Below are 22,120 nucleotides of genomic sequence, written 5' to 3' on the forward strand. Positions count from 1 at the left end.
ATCAGCCGTCCACCTGGACGCGGAACAAAGGTTTGCCGAAATCGACGGCTTGTTGATCGCCGACGAGCACTTCAACGATCTTTCCGCGGCATTCGGCGGGAATTTCGTTGAAGACCTTCATGGCTTCGACGATGCACACCACGGTGTCTTCGCCGACGACATCACCGACCTGAACAAACGGTGGGGATTCCGGGTTGGCCTTGGAATAGAACGTGCCCACCATCGGCGAATTGATCGTGATGGTACCGGCCGTGTCGGCTGGAGCATCGCCACCGGACGCAGCTGCAGGAGCGGCGGCGGGTGCAGCGGGAGCGGCCGCGACAGGGGCTGCCGCAACGGGAGCGGGAATCATGGCCGGAGCCGTGCCGCCACGCGTCAATTTGATGCGATCATCGCCTTGTTGCAGGTCCACTTCGTTCAGTTCGTGTTGCTCCATCAACTCGACGATCTGGCGAATCCGATCGATGTCAAACACATCCCCGCCGTCGGGTGTTTCCGATTTCATACGAAGTCCGATACCTGCAAAGTCCAATGTTTTTCGAATCCAGATCGGACCCGATCAACCTTTTCTGATTGAAGATTAAGTTCGCAACGTTTTACACAACAAGACGACAATCATCGAGACCCTTCGGAAGGGTGCTCAGTCGTTCAAATCCATCGGCGGTGACGAGGATGTCATCTTCGATGCGAATCCCGAATTCTCCCTCGAAATACACGCCAGGTTCCACGGTGAGAACCATCCCCTCGCGGAGCACGTCGGTCGACATCGGACCCATGCGTGGATCCTCGTGAATTTCCAAGCCAAAACTGTGTCCGAGGCCGTGTTTGAAGGCGTCGCCCAAGCCCGCTTTTTGAAGGACCTGGCGAGCTGCCCGGTCGACTTCGATGGCTTCCACGCCATCTCGAATGGCTGAAATCGCGGCTTCTTGGGATTCCAAAACCGCTTGGTAGGCGGCTTCAAATCGATCGGAAGTTGCTGAACGCACGTCAGCTTTGTGCAGCGTTCGAGTCAAATCGCTGCAATACCCGTCGACGCGAGCCCCCCAGTCGATGAGCAAGGTGCGGCAATCCGCCAAAGCGATGTCGTGCGGATGATAGTGGGGCAGGGCACCATTGGGTTCGGCACCCGCGATCACATCAAAGGCAACGCCGGAGGCCCCCAGGCTTCGCATGGTCGCTTCCAATTCGTGAGCGATTTGCAGTTCGGTGGTTTGCGGCGTCAGTTTGTTGGTGACGCTGAGAAAACTTCGCTCAGCAATCGAAATGGCTCGCCGGATCGTCGCCAATTCGTCGGCGTCTTTGATGGAGCGCAGCGTTTCGACCAACCCGGATGTTTGAGTCCATTCAACGGATTTGATTTGTTCTTTCCACTGGTGCAGCGTGGAAACTTGCACGTGATCGGCCTCGAAACCGATTGTTTTCAGCGACGAATCAGCCAAATACTCGGCCAGCAAGGCCACCAAAGTCTGGCTGGGTGGCCGAATGGCACTTTCCAGAGTCGGGCATTCATCGGCGATTTGCGTTTCGTAGCGGCGATCGGACAACAAGGTGGCTTTGCCGTCGGGACGGACCAACAACCAGGTGCTGTCTCCGGTGAATCCGCTGAGATATCGCACGTTGACTTCGCTGCAGATCAGAATCGCATCCATCTGCTGGCCCGATTCGGCGATGGATTGCACAAGTCGTTCAATACGCTGAGTCATGAAGTCGATATCCAGTGGTGAAGTTGAGTTGGCGTTTCGCGGCGGATCATTTCATCTGGCCAGAAAAGCTCGTCGGTTGCCATTTGGCGGCCGGCATTGTGGGCCGAAATTCGGCACCTGTCACCCGTTGGGCATCGACTGATATCATGCCGGCGATGGAACGCGAGCCCCCGTGGCTCAATCCCCGATCTCTTCCTTGTTGAATCCACCCGCACATCCTGATGAAAACTGACGAACTGCGCGAAAATACTTGGCGTTCTTTGAGACCAAAGGTTGCGTCCGCCAACCCAGCGACGTGCTCGTTCCGGCTTGGGATCCATCGGTTTTGTTCACTCCCGCGGGGATGAACCAGTTCAAAGACCACTTCCTGGGAAAGGTCAAGCTGGACTTCACTCGCGCGACCACCTGTCAGAAATGCTTGCGAACTGGTGACATCGACAACGTCGGTCGAACCGCGTTCCACCACACGTTCTTTGAAATGTTGGGCAATTTCTCGTTCGGTGATTACTTCAAAGAAGAAGCCATCCACTGGGCTTGGGAATTTTTGACCGACAAGAAGTGGCTGGGCATTCCCGGCGAGCGACTGACGGTCACCGTTTACAAAGACGACGACGAAGCGTTCGGCATTTGGCACGACAAGATCGGATTGCCAACCCAACGCATCACTCGGATGGACGAAGACGAAAATTTCTGGCCCGCGTCGGCACCCAGCGAAGGCCCGGACGGAGTCTGCGGCCCCTGCAGCGAAATCTATTACCAACTGGAAGACGGCAGCGACGTCGAAATTTGGAACTTGGTGTTCACCCAGTTCAATCGCGTCGGCACGCCTCCGGACAACTTGCATCCACTGCCCAGCAAGAACATCGACACCGGCATGGGGCTGGAACGAACCGCCAGCGTTCTGCAGGGAGTGCCGACCAACTTCCACATCGACAGCCTGTTCCCGATCGTCGAAGCGGCGTCGGAAGTCTGCGGCGTGAAGTACGAATACGAGAGCGACAACGGCAGACGCTTGCGTCGGATCACCGACCACGCACGAGCCAGCGTTTTCGCAGTTCATGAAAACGTGTATCCCGGTCCCAAAGACGCTCGCTCGGTCATCCGCCGCTTGATCCGTCGCGCGGTGCTGGACGGTTATCAAATGAATCTCCGCGAGCCCTTCTTGTACAAGTTGGTCGAAGCCGTTGCGGATGCATCCAAAGCCGCTTATCCAGAACTCGGCCAAACGACTCAGCGTGTCAGCGAAGCGATCGAATCGGAAGAGAAAGCGTTCTTCTCAACGATTGATGGCGGGATGAAACGTATCCATCGTTTGTTCGAAGAAATGAACGACGAAGCATCCGTGATGGTTCCCGGTGCCGAAGCCGCTGATTTGCTGACCACGTATGGCGTGCCGCCTGAGTTGGTTCAAACGTTGGCCGCCGAGCAGAACTTCACGTTCGATTGGTCCGGTTTTCGCGAAGCGATGGACAAACACGCTGACGAAAGCGATGGCGGGCAACGTGTGCTGTTCCAAACCGGACCGCTGGAAACGCTGAAAGAGGCTTTGCGAGAAACGCCATTTGTCGGTTACGAACAGACGGAAGCCAGCGCGGTCGTCAAAGGCATCATCACCGGCGACGGCAAAGGCAAGGGCGATGATGGGCAACTGCTCAGTCATCTCGATCGTCCTGGTGACGCGATCTTGCGATTGGTGCTCGATCACTCGCCATTTTACGGTGAATCGGGCGGCCAAGTTGGCGACATCGGCGTGATCTCCAACGACAACTTTGAATTCGAAGTCATCGACACTCAGCGACACGCTTCGCTGATCGTCCACCACGGTCGCTTGACTCGTGGCAAGATCAACGAAGGCGAAACGTGCACGGCAAAAGTGGATGTCGAGAACCGTACGGCGCTCGCACGAGCCCACAGTGCGACTCACATTCTGCACCACGCTTTGCACACACATGTTGGACGGCACGCCGAGCAGCAGGGCAGCAAGGTCGAACCGGATCGCTTGCGATTTGACTTCACCAATCCCAAGGCCATCGACGACGAGACGCTGGTCAAGATCGAACAAGACGTTCTGAGCATGGTCGGCAAAGGCGATGAAATTCGCTGGGACACCGTGTCGCTCGCCGATGCTCGCGAAGCCGGTGCGATGATGTTGTTTGGTGAAAAATATCCCGACCCATGTCGCATGGTTTCGATGGGAACGTTCAGTCGCGAATTGTGTGGCGGGACTCACCTGACCAACACGAAACAAGTCGGCTCGTTTGAGGTCGTCGTCGAAGAAAGTGTTTCCACGGGAACTCGCCGCATCGAAGCTTTGACGGGCGATCGAGCCAAGGAGCACCGCGAACAAACTCAAGCGTTGCTGAACGAGGTGGCTGGCAAACTGAATTGCGATCCTTCGGTGGCTGCTGCGGCCACGGTTGCGTTGATCGAAGAAGTTCGCCGGCTGAAGAAAGAACTGTCATCTGGCAAAGCCGCCGACTATCCCGCCGAGTTTGTCTTTGATGCCAAGGCAGCCAAGGCGGAAACGACTGACATCAGCGACTACAACGCGGTGCGTGCTGCGGTTCGTGGCTTGACTCGTCGTTTGAACGTCGCGATCACCGATGTCCTCGGCCGATTGGATTCGTTGTTGGCGGATCGATCGAAATTGGTTGAGCAACTGAAACAGGTGACTGCGGGTGGCAAAATCTCGGCGGACGATTTGATCGCCGACGGGACTCAGGTCGGCGACACCTTGCTGGTCGTCGCTGAAACTCCAGGTGCCAATCCGAACATCATGCGTGGTTGGATCGATCAGATTCGTAAGAAGAGCGACACGCCGACAGCGGTGTTGTTGGCTTCGGCGATGAATGACAAAGTCATGCTGGTCGGTGGATTGAGCCGAGATTTGGTCGATCGCGGATTGAAGGCGGGTGACTGGGTGGGTGCGGCAGCCAAAGTTGTTGGCGGCAGCGGCGGTGGACGGCCGGACATGGCCCAAGCCGGTGGCAAAGACGCCAGCAAGTTGCCCGAAGCTCTCCAGCAAGCTCGCGAAACGATGACCGAGAAGCTGGGCTAAACGCACCCCTCTTGCTGCCTTTCATTTCCTGCCACGGCCACCGAAGATGGGATGCTTTACTCCTCATGAATGAATCCAACGAGTTGACTCCCAATACGTTCTATATCGAGGTGACCGGTGCGGGACTTCCCGAAGTGGACGGGCTCTTTGTGCCCTCCACGGCGCCGCCAGCCGAGTCGGAATCGGGCACTGTTTCCAGCTTGGGATATTGGAATGGCAAGATGGCGTGGGACCGTGCCGATGGAAAATGTGCCCGAAGCCCTGCGTTGTCTTATTCCAACACGTATCGGTCGTGGAGGATTTGTCGGTTGGATGGGCATCTCGCTTACGACATCACTTGCGAAGATGAGTTGCCGCCGACGGACCGGCCTTGGCATGTCTATAAGAAAGGCGTGGCTCCCGCACCCAAGGTTGTGATCCATCACTGCGATCCACGATTGCCATGCCCCAAACCCAACGTGGTGTTTGTGCTCGGCGGTCCCGGTGCTGGCAAAGGGACGATGTGCGAGTTGGCCGAGTCTCAACTGGGCTGGGTCCATCTGTCGACCGGCGACTTATTGCGTGCCGAACGCGAAGCCAATGGACCGCATGCGGCGACCATTGAGGAGATCATCGCGGCGGGGAATTTGGTCCCCAGCACGATCGTGGTGAAGTTGCTTCGGGACGCGATGGAAAAGATCACACGGCTGACCGGCAATCGCAATTTCTTGCTCGATGGGTTCCCGAGATCCGAGTCCAACCTGGAAGCGTGGTACGAGGTGTTTGGCCGCGATTCAGAGTTGCCCAAGATGTTGTTCTTTGAATGCCCGTATGACGTTCTTGAGAAACGCGTTTTGGCTCGGGCCAAGTACACCGGACGGCAGGATGACAACCTTGAAAGTTTGAAGTCGAGGTTCGACACCTTCAAATCAGAAACGTTGCCGACGGTCGAGTTTTTTAAACGTCAGAACCGATGTGTTGAGTTGGACACCAGCCGGAGTCGTCAGGCTGTTTACGAGCAAGTCTGCCAGCAACTGTCCGAGCACACCGATTGCACGTTGGCAAACCAACCGCTGTCCGAACGAGCCGAGATGCTGCTCGGGTTGAGACCCTTCCCGAACTAGATCGTTCCCAAAAACTTTGCCACGGCGGTCCCCCGCCGTGAGTAAAAGTCTGGCAACAGCTCGGCGTTTGAGAGGGTCGCGGCAGACCGTGAACCTTCCAGTTGACTCACCGGGCGGCTCGCGCCGCTCCGCTAATTGTCGTCACGCAACTCGTTTGCTGCAACGTTCTCAATGGGGGACCACCGAGCTGCAGTTTGTTCAACCGGGAATGAAATCGCATTCTGGTGTCAGCGACTGAGCGAACAGCGTCAGCAGTTTCGCGATCGCTTCGATGTCACCGAGGCTAATCGTTTCCACCGCCGAGTGCATGTAGCGGTTGGGAATCGCGACCAGTCCCGTCGCGACGCCTGAGCCGGAAACTTGCAGCACGTTGGAATCATTCGGTGCGGCTCGTCCGAGCGCGGCGGGCTGATACGCGATGTCGTTGTCATCCGCCAACTGCATCAATCGCTTGGCAACTTTGGCATTGATGTTAGGGCCACGGAAAATCACTGGACCGCCACCGATCTTGATGTCGCCTTGTTGCTGCTTGTCGATCGTCGGGCAATCCGATGCGTGCGTGACGTCGACTGCGATGGCCACATCGGGCTGAATGCGTCCCGCAGCGGTCTTGGCTCCGCGCAGTCCGATCTCTTCCTGCACGGTCGCGACGCTGTGCAGTTCGCACTGCAACGCTTGATCGGCGGTGGCACAACGGCGAGCCGTTTCGATCACCGTCCACATCCCGGTTTTGTTGTCCATACCAGGGCCGCTGACCAAGTCGCCCAGCAATTCTCGGTAGGCGAGGTTCAGCGTCACGCAGTCGCCGATGCGGACTTTTGATTTGGCTTCGTCACCATCTTTGGCACCGATGTCCAGCCACATTTGTTCGAGCTTGACGACCTCGCCGCGTTCCTGCTGAGACAGAAGGTGAATCGGTTTGCGACTGATGACCGCGGAGACCGGACCGTCGTCGGTCCACACTGTCATGGATTGACCGATCAGTTGTTGTGGGTCCCAGCCGCCAATCGTTTGGGCGTACAAGAAACCTTGCTCGTCGATGTGTGAAATCAGCATGCCGATTTGGTCGCAGTGACCGGCCAGCATCAGTTTCGGGGCCCCGGCTTTGCCGACTCGCGCGGTAAGGTTGCCGTGCACATCGATCGAGACTTCATCGCTGTGCGGTTTCAGGTATTCGCCGATCAGTTTTTGGATCGGTTCTTCGTAACCGGAGGGGCTGGGCGTCAGAATCGATTGCTTGAAAAATTCGAGCGGTTGCATTTCAGTTGTCATCGAAGTTGCGAGGACGGAGTTGGCAGAACAAGGCTTTCTTCTGGTCAGGCAACGAGTAATCGAAGCCACATGATTTGAGGAAGTCTTCGGAGGAGCTGATCGCGAGGATCTCCATCACACCCAGCGTGCGTGCTCGTTCGATGCAGTGACCGACCAATTTGCGACCCAGCCCCAAACGTTGGGCTTCGGGGTGCACGGCCAAGCATTGCAGTTCGGCAAGCTTGGGGCTATAGACCTCGATCGCCGCAAAGCCAATGCAGCGAGGCCCGACCATTGCCACGAACCCGTGGCGGGTCAATTCGATGATCTCAGCTTCGGTCCGCGATAGCAGCAGATGCTGCGAAACAAACGGACGCATCAATGCGTGAATGGCTTCGGCGTCCAGCGGGGTGGATTGCCGCACGGTGACTTCGTCCATTGACAGCGATTGGCCGGGTGGCGAGACCGGTGGCGCGTTGACAATCGGGGCAGGATCGGGAGAGGGAATGTCAGCCAAAGCGAGTGTCTTTCATAAACGAAGTTCCACCGGTTCAGATGCGATCAGCAGTCATCGAAAACAGAAGTTTAGCAAATGGTGGCAAACCTTCGCGGGGGCATGCCTGGATCGCGAGAATCTCGCTTGTGTGGGAGACACGAGCTACCCGCCTCGGGTGCAAGGCGGCTCAACCACGCCGTAGGTGTCCGCTGGCGATCAGGAAGACGGCAAGTCGCTGATTCTTAGCAACAGCATCACATGCTGGTCGTCTTGCATGTGATCGGCATCGCGAAGCATTTGCCTGGCCAAACCAAACGTGGGGTCGTTTTCATCCGGTTGGTGCATCGGAGCGATCAGCAATGTCAGATGCGGGTTGGCGGCCCACGAAAGATTCATTTCCGGCAGTTCCCAAATGGAACGTCCGGTTGCCAAACGCGTCGCCGCCTCGCTGCTGATGAAGCGTTGCTGGACCGAACCATGTTGGATTTCAGGTCGGATCTCCAATGTGACTTGTCCAGGTCCGGGACCCAGCGTTGGTGTCAGCGACAGCGACATCTGGGGCGAATCCAACGATCGGCCCGTGAGCTTGCCGTTCTCCTGAGCCAGTACCACATGGGAACCATCCAGGATCGCGGAGATTGGAAGCTCGTGCCGCTGCGATGGACGCAGCGGAATGGTTTCGATACCCGATGGACTGCGGCCCATCACCCCGGCGGTTGAAAGCAAGCGATTGATTGGATCATCCCCCGCGGCAACATTTTCTTCGACTGTTTCGGGCAAGGCGTCCGGCGTAGCAATCAAGCCGATGCGAAATCCATTGGCCAGCCAAGCTTCGCGGACCTTGGGCGGAAAAGCGGTTTCATCGACGTGTTGCCACAGCGATTCGTCTAGGTCTTGTGTGCTGACGTGGCGAAAGTCCGCCTGCAACGAAATCGTTTTTCGGCTCTTGTGGGTGAGCTTCGAAACTTGTGTGTGCTTCGACTTCGAGTTTAGCTCACCGGAAGCCCCATCCGTCCAGACACCGTTTTGAAACAGCGAGCATCCTGATCCAAGCGTCACAATCGCCAGCGCGCAAGTTGCCCACCAACACCGCATCGGTGCCGAGAGAGTCATTCGTTCGTGGGAACGAAAATACACGCGGGAACGCCGTCCAACCAAATCGGAAAGAACCTTGGGATCATCTATCGAGCCGACACTACGAATCCGCGACAAACGATGTCAAGTCAACTCCGCCAAGGATTCACGACGCTTCAGTTTCACAGAATGCGACAGCGATCAAAAAACCTGTAGCACGTCGGTCCCCGCCGTGAGTTCATGCTCGTCTCGGTGGAGGACCACCGAGCTGCAGCTTTGGGATCATGCGAGCAGCGCGATGAAGTGGCGGCAGAAATCGGGCAGGTCGTCGGGGCGGCGACTGCTGACGTGGTGCCCGTCGACCACGACCGAAGCGTCTTCGAAGATCGCTCCAGCGTTGACGAGGTCATCCTTGATGCCGGGAGATCCGGTCACGCGAATGCCGCGGTAGACGCCGGCCGAGATAGGGATCCAGCCACCGTGGCAAATCGCGGCGATCGGCTTTTTCGCGGCGTCAAAGTCTCGAACGAGCTGCAAGACCTTCGGGTCTCGCCTCAGTTTGTCAGGCATGAACCCGCCGGGAACCAGCAGCCCGTCAAAGGAATGAGCCTCACACGCGTCGATGGCGAGGTCGCTCACACAGGGATAGCCCAGTTTGCCGTTGTATTTTTCTCCCGCTTTCGGGCCCGCGACAAAAAATTCTGCTCCGGCCTCGATCAGACGGAGTTTGGGGTACCAAAGCTCCAAGTCCTCGTAAATTTCGCCCACAAACGACAGAACTCGTTTGCCCACGAGTGTCTGAGGCGATACCGAATCGATGGAAACGGCGGTCGCGGGATTGGAAGAGGAAGTTGGATCGGTCATGAATGGCACCGTGCGAGATTGGAATGGTCAGTTAGAATGGCTTAGCGCCGAGAAGTCGGCATCGACTCGTTCGGCACAATGGTACCCTCCCTCCCCTGGTGGATAGAAACTCGTGGAAGCACTGACGCGACCCAAAGACGATTTGTTCGACAATTCGACGATGACGTTCGGGGAGCATCTCGAAGAACTCCGTGGCTCTCTGGTCAAAGCAATCATTTGGTTGTTGATCGGATTGGCAGTCGGTTTGATGTTTGCCAACCGAGTCGTGCGATTCATCCAGGAACCGCTCAAACAAGCGATCATCGAGTACAACGCCGATCGCGATCTGAAAGAGATGGGGCTGCCTGACCGCAAGGAAGATCCGCAGGTCAGCCGTTTTTACGAATTCTTGACCGCCAATTCGCTGGTTGCTGACGTGGTGTACACGCTGCCATCGGCCAGCATTCCGTTGCTGACAGAAGATCCGGTGGTGGAGTCCAATGCGGCAACTGAATCCACTTCGGAAACCGAGAAGGATGAGGAAGCCGGTCCCGATGACAAATCGGAAGATGGTGAAGCGGAGGCACTGGTCGTTCCGGCGAGAATCACGACAGCGGAATTGATGAAATCCATGGGGGCGATCCCCAACCCAGATGAATTGGTGCCGGCCATTCATCTTCGTCGCAGCGAACGCGGTTTGAGCTCGCTGAAGATCGAAGAGCCCTTCATGATTTGGGTGAAGGCCGGTTTGATCGTCGGTGCGGTGCTTGCCTCCCCGATGATCTTCTATCACCTGTGGTCATTTGTTGCCGCGGGATTGCACAGCCATGAACGCCGCTATGTGTACGTGTACCTGCCGTTCAGCGTGGTGCTGTTTGTTTCAGGTGTCGTGCTCGCGTTCGGGTTGGTGCTGCACTACGTGCTGACGTTCTTGTTGCAATTCAATGGATCGATGGACGTCGCGGTGGAGCCTCGGCTGACGTACTACGTCAACTTTGTGTTGATGTTGCCATTGGGATTCGGCGTCGCGTTCCAGTTGCCATTGGTGATGCTGTTCCTGCAACGCATCGATTTGATTCAAACGCAGGACTACATCAACAGTTGGCGAGTTGCGGTGCTGGTGATCTTTGTCATTTCGATGATCGTCACGCCGGCCGACGTGACCAGCATGGTGGCGCTCGCGGTGCCGCTGTTGTTCCTGTATTTCCTTGGCATCGTCATGTGCGCGTACATGCCACGGGGCAGGGGACTGGGCAGCGAAGCTTACGACCCGGCCTGATTGCCGTTGGCGAATGAGTCGCGAGTGGGAAGTCGGCGCTGACGAATGATTGGTCGGCGTGGGGTTCCCTTGGCAGTGAGTTCGCCGGTGTCGATGGACAATGGTTCGGATAACTCGAGTTGCTTCACGTTGGTTCCTGGCGGAAGGCCCTCGGCCATGCATGATTCAACTGGATCGCGGCCGGTCTGATCATCGGCGGTTGCTTGTGACAGGTCGCGTGAAAGCAGCAGCCAGAGTTGGCCTTGGTGATGCAGCAGGACCGCTTGTTCGATTCCCTGCAACTGCAGCAGTTGCCGTTCGATGGTGGTGGGAAAGACTTTGAAGCCGTTGTCCAGCACGATCACATCGTCGGCTCGACCCAGGATCTGAAATTGGCCATCGTCATGAATCTCAACCAGGTCGCCGGTGTCGAGCCAACCGTCCGGTGACATCTTCTGCTGAGTCGCGGATTCGTCATCGAGGTAGCCGAGCATCACGCCGGGGCCCCGGACGAAGAGGCGTTTGTCTTCGACTTTGGATTCCCAGCCCGCGACCAAGGGACCGACTCGATTGGGAGTCGCATTGTCAGGCGACGCACTGCAGATGACCGGTGATGTTTCGGTGCAGCCGTATCCTTGAATGACGCCGATGTTGTTTCGCTGACATCGCTCGAATTGCTGGGAGGACATCGCGACGCCACCGCAGCCGATTAGACGCAGCGATTGCAGGTTGGTTTGACCGGATTCGATACGGTTCAAGATGTCATCGATCAAAAGCGGCACGGCGTTGATCAATGTCGGCGAAAGGCGTTCGGGCAGCGAACGCAATGTGGAACGGCCTCGACCGAGACTGTATCGGCAGCCTGACAACAACCACGTTCCCATGTCGCTGGTTCGTGCGTAGGCGTGAGCGATGGACAGCAACGACAGTCGCAGATCGGAGTCCTCTTGAGGGACCGCCAGCAATTTCGCTTTCGCGTTGGTGGTCAGATTGTGCTGGGACAGCATCACTCCGCGAGGTTCGAAGGTCGTGCCGCTGGTCCACAGAACCAGCGACGTCGAGTGAAGGTCGACTTCGCGGGCCGATGCTTCCAAGTCCGAGATCGCGTTGGTCAGGTTGGTGGAGGAAACCGAGCGAGCATGCGTTTCGTGATCCCAGTGCAACGCTTTGGATCGTCGGATCAGGGCATCTTGTTGCGTGGCAGGCAAGAACGCGTCGATGGGGATCTCTGTGACCCCGGCAGCGATGCAGGCCAAAGACAACACCACATCGTTGGGATGGTTGGTGCATCGATAGGTCAAACGTTTGGACGCGTCCGTCCATGGCAACCGCGTCTGCAGAATGTTCGCGGTCGCGTTGACCATGCGAGCCAGTTCTCCCCAGGTCCAAACGGAGTGGCCCGTGGGAGAATCAACCAACGCAACTTCGTCCGGCCGCTGTTTCGCGTGGCGAATCAAGGCCGACAGCAAGTGTGGCACATCAGCCGTTTGCATGATCAGCGTCCTGCAATCGAGTCAACTCGTACAGGAAGATGGCTGATGCGACCCCCACGTTGAGGCTGTCGGTGTTGTTTCGCATCGGCAGGATGCTGCGGTGGGTGGCTGCTTCGGCGATCTCCGGTGGCAAGCCATTGGCCTCGTTGCCAACCATCAAAACACGTCGGTCTGATTGGATCGCTTTGGGCAGATCGATCAGTGGAATCGCGGAGTCATCCAAAAGCGTTGCGATGGATGCGATGCCCGCGTTTGCCAAGTCTCGCAGTTGTTCCGCTGGTTTGTCGAATCGATAGAAGCGATGTCGAAACACCGATGCCATGCTGACTCGGATGACGCGGCGGGTCATCGGTGAGATTGTTTGTGGCCCGAGCAGGATGTCGCGAACACCCAATGCGGCAGCGGAGCGAAGAAGGCTGCCCACGTTTTCGGGATCGCTCAACCCCACCAGTGCCAATGCGAGCGAAGATTGGGGTGAGTCGCGAAATTTTTCGAGTGGTTCGATGGTGGGGCTGGAACCATGGGCCAGCACACCACGATGAAAATCGTAGCCGGCCAGTTCTTTCCCGAGTTCTCGATCGATCAAGTACACGGGAACGCTGCCGGGAATCAGTGGCAAGTACTTTGATTCGCGACCGGTATGAATCAGCACGGATTGAACGCCGAGGTCGCTTTGCAGCAGCCGCCCAACCACCAAACTGCCTTCGGCGATGAAACCGTCGTCAGTTTCACGGTGTCGCAGGTTTCGGTAGGGCGAGAGCCGGGGGTCGTCGAGGTCCCTAATTGTCTCTGGCAATCGTTCGGGTCCGTTTGTGCGGGTTGTGCTGAATGTGTGCCGATCCGGCGTAACAAACGCGCAAGGTGGATCAACTGATTTGGAGTGATTGTTTATCACGACCCGAAGGATGCACGGGAAGGTCGTTGTTTGAACGAGCTTTCACTTTTTGCATGACCCGTCAAGGAAGACGATCGCAATGCTGGAATCTACATGGGATTGGTGGTTCGGTGATGGCCCCGTCCGTCGTCGGAACACATCGAGAATGTTCGTAGAGCTCTCGGTCAATCGATTTTACGATTTGATGCGTTGGGTTAGGGGGATTCGGCCGAGTCGGCGTACGTTCGCATGGGCATTGTGTGGATGCTTGGCCTCGACCGCGACGGTCGGCAGCGCTGACGAACCGATGGCGTTGACCACTCCAGATGCACAAGTAGCGTCGCTACCCAGTGGCTTCTTCGCCGCGGCCGGTTTCGCGATGATCGACGACGACGTGGTCGAAGACTCCGCCGCAGCGAGCGACGTCCCGAGCGATGCTGAACCGGCGAATGCCGACGAGGCTCGTCGCCAGCGTTTGCGAGACTTGCTACGCACCGGCGCGGAAAACGATCGTGCGGAAGCCACCAACGACAAAGATCGAATGTCGCTGCGGGACGAAATCATCGCCGACGCGAAAGAAGATGAAGAGAATGAGGACGGTTTGTTCTCGCAACCTTTCATCAGCGAGCGATTACCCGATGTGACCGGTGGTCGCATCGTGTTGCCTTCGCTCCGAGCCGTTTCGTTGGACACGTCGACGATTGGCAACGGTCGTCTGCCGGATGATTTTGATTCTTCCGAAGACGTCGCTGCGATTGCTTTGCCGGAGGATCCATTCGCTCGCGGAATGGTGGCGGCAGGAGCGGTTTTGCCTTGGGCTGCACCAAACACATATTCGCATCCGTTGTACTTCGAAGACCGAATGTTGGAACGACACGGTCACGAACGATGGGGGTGCATGCAACCGATCGCTGCTGGCGCTCGGTTCTTCACGACGATTCCAATGTTGCCGTACTTGGCAACGATTCAGGAACCGTGCGACATCGTTTACAGCAAGGGGTACTACCGAGCCGGCTCGTCGGCTCCTTGCGTGATGCAGCGTCCGCCGCTTGAACGGCGTGCTGTTGTTGTAGAAGCCGCCGCAATTGCGGGCGGAATCATCGCTCTGCCTTAGCGTCGAGTGATTTGACAACGAAACTATCCGCCTCTGCGACTGGGCACCGACAAGGATGTTGGTGCGAGCGGAGGGAACCATCCTGATATGGAATCGAGATTGCCATGGATCGGCAAACGTCTCTCTCTTCGCGCAAGCAAACCCGTCGTCGTCGCTTGGCCTCTTGGCTGGGCGTCGCGGTGGCGGCATCCACGCTGACCAGCGGATGTCATTGGGCGCAGAAAATCCCGGACGGTCCGCACGATACCAAAACGTCGTACCATGACCATTCGGCAATGCGGATCGAGTACCCCGAGGTCAACCAATGTGCCACGCCAGTCGTTTCGGCTGCCGTGTCTGCGGTTCAGCCTAATACGCTGGAAGACCCGGCCAATCTGCCCAGCGTGGAGTTGACGCTGGAACAAGCGGTCCAACAAGCGTTGCGATCCAGCCCTGTGCTGCGAACGATCGGTGGTGCGGTGGTGAGCGCTCCTCAAAGCGCAACGACGGTCTTCACGCCGGGCTTGGCTCACGCGGATCCGTTGGGTGGTGTCGAAGCGGCACTGGCCAACTTCGACGCTCAATACAGCCAATCGTTGTTCTGGAACAAACTGGATCAACCTCAGAACATTGCAACCGGTGGCTTGGGGGCGGCTTTCACACCGAACACATTCCAAGCGACCCAGGCGACGTTCACCAACGAATTGTCGAAACGCACCGCAACCGGTGCACAATTCGCGTTGCGTAGCAATGTCGGATACGACCGCAATAACCGTCCGTTCCGCCAATTTCAAAGCGATTTCATCGGGTTCCTCGAAGCCGAGTATCGTCAGCCTTTGATGCGTGGTGCCGGAACAACTTACAACCGGATCGCCGGATCGGCTGGGGCCAGCGGAGCCGTCGGCCAATACAATGGCGTTCTGATCGCTCGAGTCAACGAAGACGTCGCCTTGGCTGATTTCGAAGCCGCGGTGATTCAGTTGGTTTCCGATGTCGAGCAAGCCTACTGGGACCTGACGACATCGTACCGATTGCTGGAAGCGACAGCGAAAGGTCGTGAATCGGCGTTGCAAACGTTCCAGTACCAACAGGTGCGTTTGGAAGTTGGCACGGGGCGACGCGACGAAGAAGCGCAAGCTCGTTCGCAGTACTACCAATTCGAAGCACAAGTCAAATCCGCTCTGGCGGGCGAAACTGGTTTGTACGCTCGCGAACAAGCGTTGCGATACTTGATCGGTTTGCCAGCGACCGATGGGGCGTTGCTGCGTCCGACCAGTGACCCACTCAATGCGAAAGTGGTGTTCGATTGGCAAAGTGCTTTGGGCCAAGCTCTCGACCGCCGCGTCGAAGTGCGTCGTCAAAAGTTCACGGTCAAACGCCGCGAAATGGAATTGCTGGCGTCCCGTTTGAATCGTCGTCCGCAAATGGACTTTGTCGGCCAGTATCGTTGGCGTGGTCTCGGCGACAATTTGATCGGACCTGGCGATCAAGGTCTCAACGACAACTTGGTCGATTCGATCACCGGCGGGAACTACCAAGAATGGACGGCCGGTGTCGAATTTTTGGCACCGATTGGATTGCGTGCTGCGAGTTCCGCGGTCGCTCACGCCAAGCTGAACTTGCAACGTGAACGTGCTGTCCTGGCCGAAACCGAATTGCGGATCAGTCACGATTTGTCTGACGCGGCACGTGCCATCGACCTGACGTTCGAATTGGTCGAAACCAACTACAACCGCTACCTAGCCGATTTGCGTCAGGTGGAGGTTTTGCGTCGCCGCTATCGTGACGGGACCGACAACATCAACTTCCTGTTGCAAGCCCAACGGCAAGTGGTCACAAGCGAGTCGGAGTTCTATCAATCGATCAGCAACTACAACCTCGCGATTCGTGACTTCCACCGTGAGAAGGGATCGTTGCTGGCGTACAACCAAGTCAACTTGACCGAGGGAGCTTGGTGCCCAGGTGCAGAACGCGATGCGTACGAATTGGGACGATTCCTCGAACCACGTCGTCATCCTGAGAAGGTCTCCGCACCACGTCCGTTGACGTCGGGGCAGTTTGATCCTTCAGCGGTTCAGTCGACTATGGGAGCCACGTCCTACGAAGCAGTGCAACCAGCACCCGCAACGTCAGCGATCGCTCAGCCGGTCCCAATGGAGGACGATGGCATGATCGAAGTGGACGTCACGCCCGCCGAATGAGTTGACGAATCGGGAATATCGGTCATGCGGCACGTCGCTGAGGCGACTGCTGCGGCTGGTTGGCTGTTTGAGAGACGTCAGCCGATTGGGAGGCAATGACCGATTCGGATGATTCCGAATTGTCGTGGTGCATCGCGTTGTCACGTTTGAGTTTGATCATCGCGTGAGCAGCGTCGCCGATGATGATTTCCAATCGGTTCGATGTTGGCGGGTTTGCCCCGCGTAGATATCGACGACCCGAGTAGGTTGCCGAATAGTCTTCGACCGCGGATTGCAACGTCGTCACATCGGTTTTGGCCAGGGCATCGGTGGTCGTGTAACCCGCACCCACCAACAGTTGGACTTCGCGGGCCAGCATTGATGGCAGTTGGCACATCAACATCGTTTGGCAACGCCAGGCATGGATCGTGTCCACCGTGATCCATCGCGTAGCCAATCGCCGCGCCATGGTTTTCTCGTCGGCTTTCAAAAAGTCACCAACGGTGTGAATGCCGATGCCGGCAAACCGAGCAGCGGTCTTTTTGCCGATCGACGGTGCGTCGACCAACGGATCCGCCACATGCAATCGGACATTGTCCTCGGTGCTGACAAACGGCAGCACGTTTGCGTCGTGCGATTCGGCTTGGCGTTCCGCTGCTTCGGAAGCCACCAAGGCTTCGCGAGCGGCGGCCAGTTTGGCCTTGGCCTGGCGGTACTCTTTTTCGCGGTGGTAAATAGTTCGCACGCGTTGCAGCACGCGAACTTCGCTGGGAAGATTTTGCTCCACATCGCCGGTTCGTCGAAATTCATCGACCAGCCGCTGCACCTTTTCTCGTTCCTTTTGATAGGTGATCCGTTTCAGCCACATGCGATCGGGGACGCGGATGGCGGAAAATACCATCGGCAACGTGAGGCTAGCCGTGGGAATGGATTGGCCGCTTCGCTGCTCGGCGTCGGCCGCGGCGCGTTCGAGGATGCGGGCCCAACCGGTCACGGATAACCCGACCAATTGTGAAACGATGCGACGGGAAACTTCGTTGAGGCCTTGTTTGGAATCGTGTTCCGCGGCCGCCAAGTCAAAATTGTCCAGCAGGGTTTGGTAGTGGCTGTGGGCCAAGCGAGCAGATTGCAGGATCGCTTCGCCGAGCCAACCTGGTTGGTCGGACAATTGAAAGACGATTCGCGTGGGATCCTGTCGCCACCGGGCGAGGAGATCCATGTAGTTTTGAGTGATGCACCATTCGATCGGTCGATGCAGAACCTTTTCCATCGGCGTCTGGGCCGTGTGCAGCGGCTGGATGGGATCGGTCACGTAATGGCTGAGCACACCGGCGGCATGGGCCGCGTCATCAAACCGTGATTGGTGCAGGTAACGCTGCAAGCGGTCGTACCACTGGTGAGCGACGCGCGGTGCGCCGCCCCAGTAGCCGTCGTCGACGTGCACGACGTGATTTTGAAAATCGCGAAAACGCACGTCGGGATCTTTCGCACCCGCCAAATAACGAGCGTGGTGCCGTAGCAATTGCGAAACCAAACGCTTTCCCGAATCGGTTTGAACCAATTCAGTCGCGTCCAAGGCGAAGTGATGATGCGTGCTGCGGCAGTGCGCGGCACGCAAAATTTGCCGAAGCGTTTGGCCTCTGTCGCTCATCAGGCAGCGTTGGTCTTGTTGAGAGTCTTGCTCAATGGATCCACGCCGTAAGCTTCCGCTTGGCGAGACAACCGGGCTCGGAATGCAGCGCCCACCTGGGAAGGGAGGGAGTCGTAGTGCAGCACTCGTTGCACGAACGTTTGGCGTCCCAAAGGACGGAATTCGCAGTGCCCCTTGGGAGGTGGCGTGCTGCCGTATTGAGCTTGCAGACGAAACGCGTGGTCCCGTTCAGCAATGGCGTGATAGAGGTCGTACAGGCGATCGATCGACAACGTGGTGGTGTCGGTCAGGGGGCCGATTGCCATCGGAGCATCCTTGCAGCGGCGGAAGCGATTGGTCGGGAATATTCGAGACGGAAAGTTTCGAATCTCACTCAAGTTTCTCAAAGCAATCGGATCGGTCACAAGATCGAAAGTGAATAAATCTGGAATGTGACGGGCCGAATTGCCTTAACCGGCAAGGTCGACCACGGTGGGCCGATGAAGTCGGCTTTCTAGCGGAATTTGCATTCGCTCGGGGCTCGGTTATGCCGAACATTACGACTAGCCGGCGTGGTCAACCAAGTGGAGGACCCGACGCTATGGCCGAAACGGACAGACGGGGGCACGTGTCGTGGTGTGGGATTGCGACACCGAGACCCGGCTGCATGTTTCTTGCGATTGAAAATGAGAACGGCGGGGCAGCGTTTGGGCACGTTGCACCGCCGTTTTCTTTTGATTGCCATCCAATTCGCCGGATTCTGAAGGCGGACGCTTTTCGGGGGCCGAACGAACCCGACCGACCGGAATCTCCGTTCGGCACCGCGGACTTCGTCGCGGAATCTGGATGACCCCCGTGTTCAATGATCGTGGGCTCTGATTACCATCCCCCACATGAACGCTACATCCACCAAGCAAAAATCATCGGACCGGACCAACGTTGCCATCATCGGGATGGGAACCGTCGGTGCCGGCGTGGCTCGTCTGTTGATCGATCATGGCGATCGAACCGCTCGTCACGCGGGCAAAACCATTTGGTTGTCCAAGGCTGTCGTCCGCGATCTCAGCAAACCTCGCGGGATTGATCTGCCCGAAGGCGTCCTGACCGATTCGATCGATGACGTCCTGAATGACCCCGAAATCGACGTTGTCATCCAATTGATGGGCGGATTGTCACCGGCTCGCGAAGTCATGCTGCGGGCGATGGAAGCCGGCAAGGACATCGTCACCGCCAACAAAGCGTTGCTGGCCGAACACGGCGCCGAATTGTTCACGCGAGCCCGCGAACTCGGACGCAGCATCGCGTTCGAAGCAGCCGTGGCCGGTGGCATCCCGATCATCGCCAACATCAGCCAGTGCTTGTCGGCCAACCAAATTGAATCCCTCGAGGGGATTCTCAACGGAACCAGCAACTTCATCGTCTCGCAAATGGACGAAAAGGGGGCCGGCTACGACGAGACCGTCAAACGGGCTCAGGAGTTGGGTTACGCGGAAGCCGATCCAGCGATGGACGTCGACGGAACCGACGCGGCTCAGAAATTGGCGATCCTCTCGCACTTGGCTTTCGGAGCCACTGTGGACTGGCGAGACATCCCTCGCAACGGAATCGATGGGCTGGATCCAGCCGATTTGGTTTACGCTCGCCAGCTCGGGTACCGGATCAAGTTGCTCGCCACCGCTCGCTTGGTCGATGGCGAATTGGAATTGTCTGTCGCACCGACCTTGGTTGCCATCGGCACACCCATGGCTGAAGTCCGTGACGCGTTCAACGCGATTCGCGTGGTTGGTGACGCGGTCGGGCCCGTCTTCTATCACGGGTTGGGTGCGGGGCAGATGCCGACCGCTTCCGCCGTGGTTGCGGACGTCATCGACACCGCTGTTGGACGCACGCCGATCACGTTCGAAACGCTCGAATACTTTTCGGTCGAGCGGCCACCACGAACGGCGCAACGAGATGTCGATCGGCTGCGAGGTCGGTACTACTTGCGATTGCGAGTCGCCAACGATCCAGGGACTTTGGCGGCGATCGCTGGTGTTCTGTCGAGCCATTCGATATCCATCGCTTCGGTCATCCAGCACGAACCGAAGTCGAAAGACGAAGCCAACGCGGCGGAGAACACCGTGCCGTTGGTGATCATGACTCACGAAGCCAGCGAGGGTGCTGCTTCACGAGCGACCACCGACATCGAAGCTCTGCCCGCCATCAGCGGCCAAGTCGTCCGAATGCCGGTCCGCGAGTGATTTGCTGGCGTGCTGCGAGTCTATGCAAAAGCCCCGCCACACACCGTTTCCCGACGCTCGGGCTACCTCCCCATCGCTTCTGAATGGCGTCGCTGGATCTAGCAAATCGCTGTTGCTGAGTTTCAACTGTCCTTCAGTCGATTCGCTGTGACGCCCAATCGGCATTCGCTCTGCCGAAACGGTTGCTTGCTTTCGGATCGCGAACATCTCATTCGCTGGAATTGCTGAGACGTTCGATTTCGGTAATTGAATCGTCAGAAGTCATCCCACGCCAAAAGTCAGTCCGTTGCGTTCTGATGGTGGGGGCCAACTCCGAATGCCAGTGTCTTTTATAGCTTGCTCGGGTCAACGATCGCGTGTTTGACGCCTTCCCGGTTGTACGTGTAGACCATGTTGAGCATCCCGTCAGAGGTTTGGATGATGGCCGGGTAGCTGTACTCACCGAAATGCCGGCGGCGATCCGCGTCCTTGGGGTGAGGTCCGGTTTCATTTTCCAATGTCAGGACAGGCTTCCACGTTTTGCCATCGGATGAAATCGCCAAATTCAGAATCCGGCGAGGCTTCAAGTCCGGGGCGTCTTTCCGTCTCACCATGCCTTCGGAGTGGTTGTAGATCAAAACTTGTCGTCCGTCTTGAAGTGTCACCGCATCGGTGCCGGAGTTGGGATTGGGCAAGTCGGTGGCGGTGAGTGTGCTCCAGGTTTTTCCGCCGTCTTTGGACCAGCTTTCGACAATGCGTTTCTCTTGGCTGCGGCAAAGGATCTGCAGACGGTTGTCGGGATAGGTCAAGATACTGGGCTGAATCGCATGGAAGGTTTCCCCAGTCTGGATCGGCCCAATGACCTCCCAAGTCTTGCCGAGATCCTTGGTGACTTCGAAGTGAACTCGCCAATGGGAGGATCCATCCTCCTACTCGATTTCGGTGCTGGAAGGGCACAAGATCGTTCCATCGGCGAGCTGAATTGGTTTGTTTTTGACTGGCCCAAGGAGGTGGCCGATCGTGTGGGCTTCGCCCAGTTTCGTTGGCCACGTCCACGTTTTGCCACCGTCTTCGGACGTCGTCAGCATGCCCCACCATTCCCGTGGATTGGGGCCAACTTTGTAAAATAGCATCAACGGGCCTTCGGTGGGTTGAAACAGCACCGGGTTCCAAGTGGGATAGCGGAGCGTCGATGACTGAACTCCGTTGACGACCTCGACCGGTTCGGTCCATTGGCCGTTTTCATTGCGAGAGACGCGGATGCCGACATCGGGGTCACGCTCCCGAGTGCCCGCGAACCAAGCCGCGACAAGACCGGTTGGTGTCTCGACGATGGTGGACGCATGACTCTCTTTGGTGGGCTTGTTGGCCAGGTCGAAGATCTGTTGTGACGAAACCAACGCACCATCACCCGCGATGGCGACAGCAGGAAGTTCTTCTGCCTGGATGGAAATGGTCAGGGTGAGTGCTAAGAAGACCGCAAGGGATACTTTCATAATGCTTCGGGAGTTTCAGGTGGATGCGCGACACGATGGAGAATTCAATGAGGTTGCCCCGGAAGAGCGAGCCTAATCTAACCGAAACGCGGAGCCCAATTTGGGGTATCCGGCTTTCCAAGTAGCCGACGGAGGCTCTCCGTCGGCAAACGAACGTCAGCAACGCCAGAGCCATCAGCTTGCTATTGCCACGTGTTTGCTGGGGAGCCCATCGCTTGTAGCGATGGTTGTGTTGATGCCGACTGCGAGCCTCAGTCGGCTACGAGGTGGCTGGCGGATGAACTCGATTTCGGATTGGGGCCTGCCGTGAGTCCTTGGCTGTTGGCCGCCACGGATGGAGAGCTGAATT

The 22,120-nt window shown here is 57.4% G+C and carries 15 protein-coding genes and 2 pseudogenes; 6 read left to right on the plus strand and 11 right to left on the minus strand.

Annotated elements, in window-relative coordinates; all coding sequences use genetic code 11:
- Nucleotide 1: 1 nt before the first annotated feature.
- The gene (accB, locus tag RE6C_RS26485) at nucleotides 2-505 is read right to left on the minus strand and encodes an acetyl-CoA carboxylase biotin carboxyl carrier protein (protein ID WP_008661645.1); all 504 of its coding nucleotides are present in this window, start codon (nucleotides 503-505) and stop codon (nucleotides 2-4) included.
- A gap of 91 nt (nucleotides 506-596) precedes the next feature.
- Nucleotides 597-1,703 (minus strand): M24 family metallopeptidase, encoded by a 1,107-nt coding sequence (locus tag RE6C_RS26490; protein WP_008661646.1) that lies wholly within the window; start codon nucleotides 1,701-1,703, stop codon nucleotides 597-599.
- 221 nt (nucleotides 1,704-1,924) lie between these two features.
- Here RE6C_RS26490 and alaS point away from each other — a divergent pair.
- Both alaS and RE6C_RS26500 read left to right on the plus strand, forming a co-directional pair.
- Nucleotides 1,925-4,761: pseudogene (gene alaS / locus RE6C_RS26495) on the plus strand (alanine--tRNA ligase).
- 65 nt (nucleotides 4,762-4,826) lie between these two features.
- Nucleotides 4,827-5,864: a nucleoside monophosphate kinase gene (locus RE6C_RS26500; protein ID WP_008661653.1), complete on the plus strand. Its 1,038-nt coding sequence runs from the start codon at nucleotides 4,827-4,829 to the stop codon at nucleotides 5,862-5,864.
- A gap of 198 nt (nucleotides 5,865-6,062) precedes the next feature.
- On the opposite strand, the gene RE6C_RS26505 is transcribed toward RE6C_RS26500, so the two are convergent.
- From RE6C_RS26505 to RE6C_RS26530, 4 genes are all read right to left on the minus strand, one after another.
- Entirely contained in the window at nucleotides 6,063-7,124 is a 1,062-nt protein-coding gene (locus tag RE6C_RS26505; RefSeq protein ID WP_008661655.1) for a M42 family metallopeptidase, read from the minus strand.
- A 1-nt stretch (nucleotide 7,125) separates the two neighbouring features.
- On the minus strand, nucleotides 7,126-7,554 hold the full coding sequence (locus RE6C_RS26510) for a GNAT family N-acetyltransferase (RefSeq protein ID WP_008671794.1): 429 nt from the start codon (nucleotides 7,552-7,554) through the stop codon (nucleotides 7,126-7,128).
- Nucleotides 7,555-7,827: 273 nt separating this feature from the next.
- The gene (locus RE6C_RS26520) at nucleotides 7,828-8,796 is read right to left on the minus strand and encodes a hypothetical protein (protein ID WP_039963539.1); all 969 of its coding nucleotides are present in this window, start codon (nucleotides 8,794-8,796) and stop codon (nucleotides 7,828-7,830) included.
- Nucleotides 8,797-8,967: 171 nt separating this feature from the next.
- Nucleotides 8,968-9,549 (minus strand): type 1 glutamine amidotransferase domain-containing protein, encoded by a 582-nt coding sequence (locus tag RE6C_RS26530; protein ID WP_039963537.1) that lies wholly within the window; start codon nucleotides 9,547-9,549, stop codon nucleotides 8,968-8,970.
- A gap of 112 nt (nucleotides 9,550-9,661) precedes the next feature.
- On the opposite strand from RE6C_RS26530, the gene tatC reads away from it, so the two are divergent.
- Nucleotides 9,662-10,807 carry a twin-arginine translocase subunit TatC gene (gene tatC / locus RE6C_RS26535; protein WP_008661661.1) on the plus strand — a complete coding sequence of 382 codons (1,146 nt, stop codon included), beginning with the start codon at nucleotides 9,662-9,664 and terminating at the stop codon, nucleotides 10,805-10,807.
- Here tatC and RE6C_RS26540 read toward each other — a convergent pair.
- The gene (locus tag RE6C_RS26540) at nucleotides 10,792-12,279 is read right to left on the minus strand and encodes a class I adenylate-forming enzyme family protein (protein WP_008661663.1); all 1,488 of its coding nucleotides are present in this window, start codon (nucleotides 12,277-12,279) and stop codon (nucleotides 10,792-10,794) included. The genes tatC and RE6C_RS26540 overlap by 16 nt on opposite strands.
- Nucleotides 12,266-13,075, minus strand: a complete 810-nt coding sequence (locus RE6C_RS26545; protein WP_008661665.1) for a TrmH family RNA methyltransferase — start codon at nucleotides 13,073-13,075, stop codon at nucleotides 12,266-12,268. Before RE6C_RS26545 ends, RE6C_RS26540 begins: the two co-directional genes overlap by 14 nt.
- Nucleotides 13,076-13,460: 385 nt before the next feature.
- Between RE6C_RS26545 and RE6C_RS26550 the strand changes: the two genes are divergently transcribed.
- Together RE6C_RS26550 and RE6C_RS26555 are read left to right on the plus strand one after the other, a co-directional pair.
- A complete protein-coding gene (locus RE6C_RS26550) occupies nucleotides 13,461-14,267 on the plus strand; it encodes a hypothetical protein (RefSeq protein ID WP_236618546.1) in 807 nt (268 codons plus the stop codon).
- A gap of 104 nt (nucleotides 14,268-14,371) precedes the next feature.
- A complete protein-coding gene (locus RE6C_RS26555) occupies nucleotides 14,372-16,447 on the plus strand; it encodes a TolC family protein (protein ID WP_008661668.1) in 2,076 nt (691 codons plus the stop codon).
- 22 nt (nucleotides 16,448-16,469) lie between these two features.
- Here RE6C_RS26555 and RE6C_RS26560 read toward each other — a convergent pair whose 3' ends face one another.
- Together RE6C_RS26560 and RE6C_RS26565 are read right to left on the minus strand one after the other, a co-directional pair.
- The gene (locus RE6C_RS26560; protein ID WP_008661669.1) at nucleotides 16,470-18,077 is read right to left on the minus strand and encodes a DUF4332 domain-containing protein; all 1,608 of its coding nucleotides are present in this window, start codon (nucleotides 18,075-18,077) and stop codon (nucleotides 16,470-16,472) included.
- Nucleotides 18,077-18,382, minus strand: coding sequence for a hypothetical protein (locus RE6C_RS26565; protein ID WP_008661670.1), 306 nt, complete (start codon nucleotides 18,380-18,382; stop codon nucleotides 18,077-18,079). The genes RE6C_RS26560 and RE6C_RS26565 overlap by 1 nt, the downstream gene beginning before the upstream one ends.
- 567 nt (nucleotides 18,383-18,949) lie before the next feature.
- On the opposite strand from RE6C_RS26565, the gene RE6C_RS26575 reads away from it, so the two are divergent.
- Entirely contained in the window at nucleotides 18,950-20,296 is a 1,347-nt protein-coding gene (locus RE6C_RS26575) for a homoserine dehydrogenase (RefSeq protein ID WP_008661672.1), read from the plus strand.
- Between the two features lie 329 nt (nucleotides 20,297-20,625).
- Here the strand turns inward: RE6C_RS26575 and RE6C_RS26580 are convergent.
- Nucleotides 20,626-21,771, minus strand: a pseudogene (locus RE6C_RS26580) (sialidase family protein).
- Nucleotides 21,772-22,120: the final 349 nt, after the last annotated feature.

The sequence above is a fragment of the Rhodopirellula europaea 6C genome (genome assembly GCF_000338295.1).
GTDB classification, from domain to species: Bacteria; Planctomycetota; Planctomycetia; order Pirellulales; family Pirellulaceae; genus Rhodopirellula; species Rhodopirellula europaea.

Bases quoted from the DNA above. Each gene is read 5' to 3' on its own strand.
- RE6C_RS26575 (WP_008661672.1), top strand. From the start codon at position 18,950: ATGAACGCTACATCCACCAAGCAAAAATCATCGGACCGGACCAACGTT.
- RE6C_RS26505 (WP_008661655.1), bottom strand. From the start codon at position 7,124: ATGCAACCGCTCGAATTTTTCAAGCAATCGATTCTGACGCCCAGCCCC.
- RE6C_RS26510 (WP_008671794.1), bottom strand. From the start codon at position 7,554: ATGGACGAAGTCACCGTGCGGCAATCCACCCCGCTGGACGCCGAAGCC.
- RE6C_RS26550 (WP_236618546.1), top strand. From the start codon at position 13,461: ATGGCGTTGACCACTCCAGATGCACAAGTAGCGTCGCTACCCAGTGGC.
- RE6C_RS26490 (WP_008661646.1), bottom strand. From the start codon at position 1,703: ATGACTCAGCGTATTGAACGACTTGTGCAATCCATCGCCGAATCGGGC.
- RE6C_RS26530 (WP_039963537.1), bottom strand. From the start codon at position 9,549: ATGACCGATCCAACTTCCTCTTCCAATCCCGCGACCGCCGTTTCCATC.
- RE6C_RS26555 (WP_008661668.1), top strand. From the start codon at position 14,372: ATGGATCGGCAAACGTCTCTCTCTTCGCGCAAGCAAACCCGTCGTCGT.
- RE6C_RS26500 (WP_008661653.1), top strand. From the start codon at position 4,827: ATGAATGAATCCAACGAGTTGACTCCCAATACGTTCTATATCGAGGTG.
- accB (WP_008661645.1), bottom strand. From the start codon at position 505: ATGAAATCGGAAACACCCGACGGCGGGGATGTGTTTGACATCGATCGG.
- RE6C_RS26560 (WP_008661669.1), bottom strand. From the start codon at position 18,077: ATGAGCGACAGAGGCCAAACGCTTCGGCAAATTTTGCGTGCCGCGCAC.
- RE6C_RS26540 (WP_008661663.1), bottom strand. From the start codon at position 12,279: ATGCAAACGGCTGATGTGCCACACTTGCTGTCGGCCTTGATTCGCCAC.
- RE6C_RS26565 (WP_008661670.1), bottom strand. From the start codon at position 18,382: ATGGCAATCGGCCCCCTGACCGACACCACCACGTTGTCGATCGATCGC.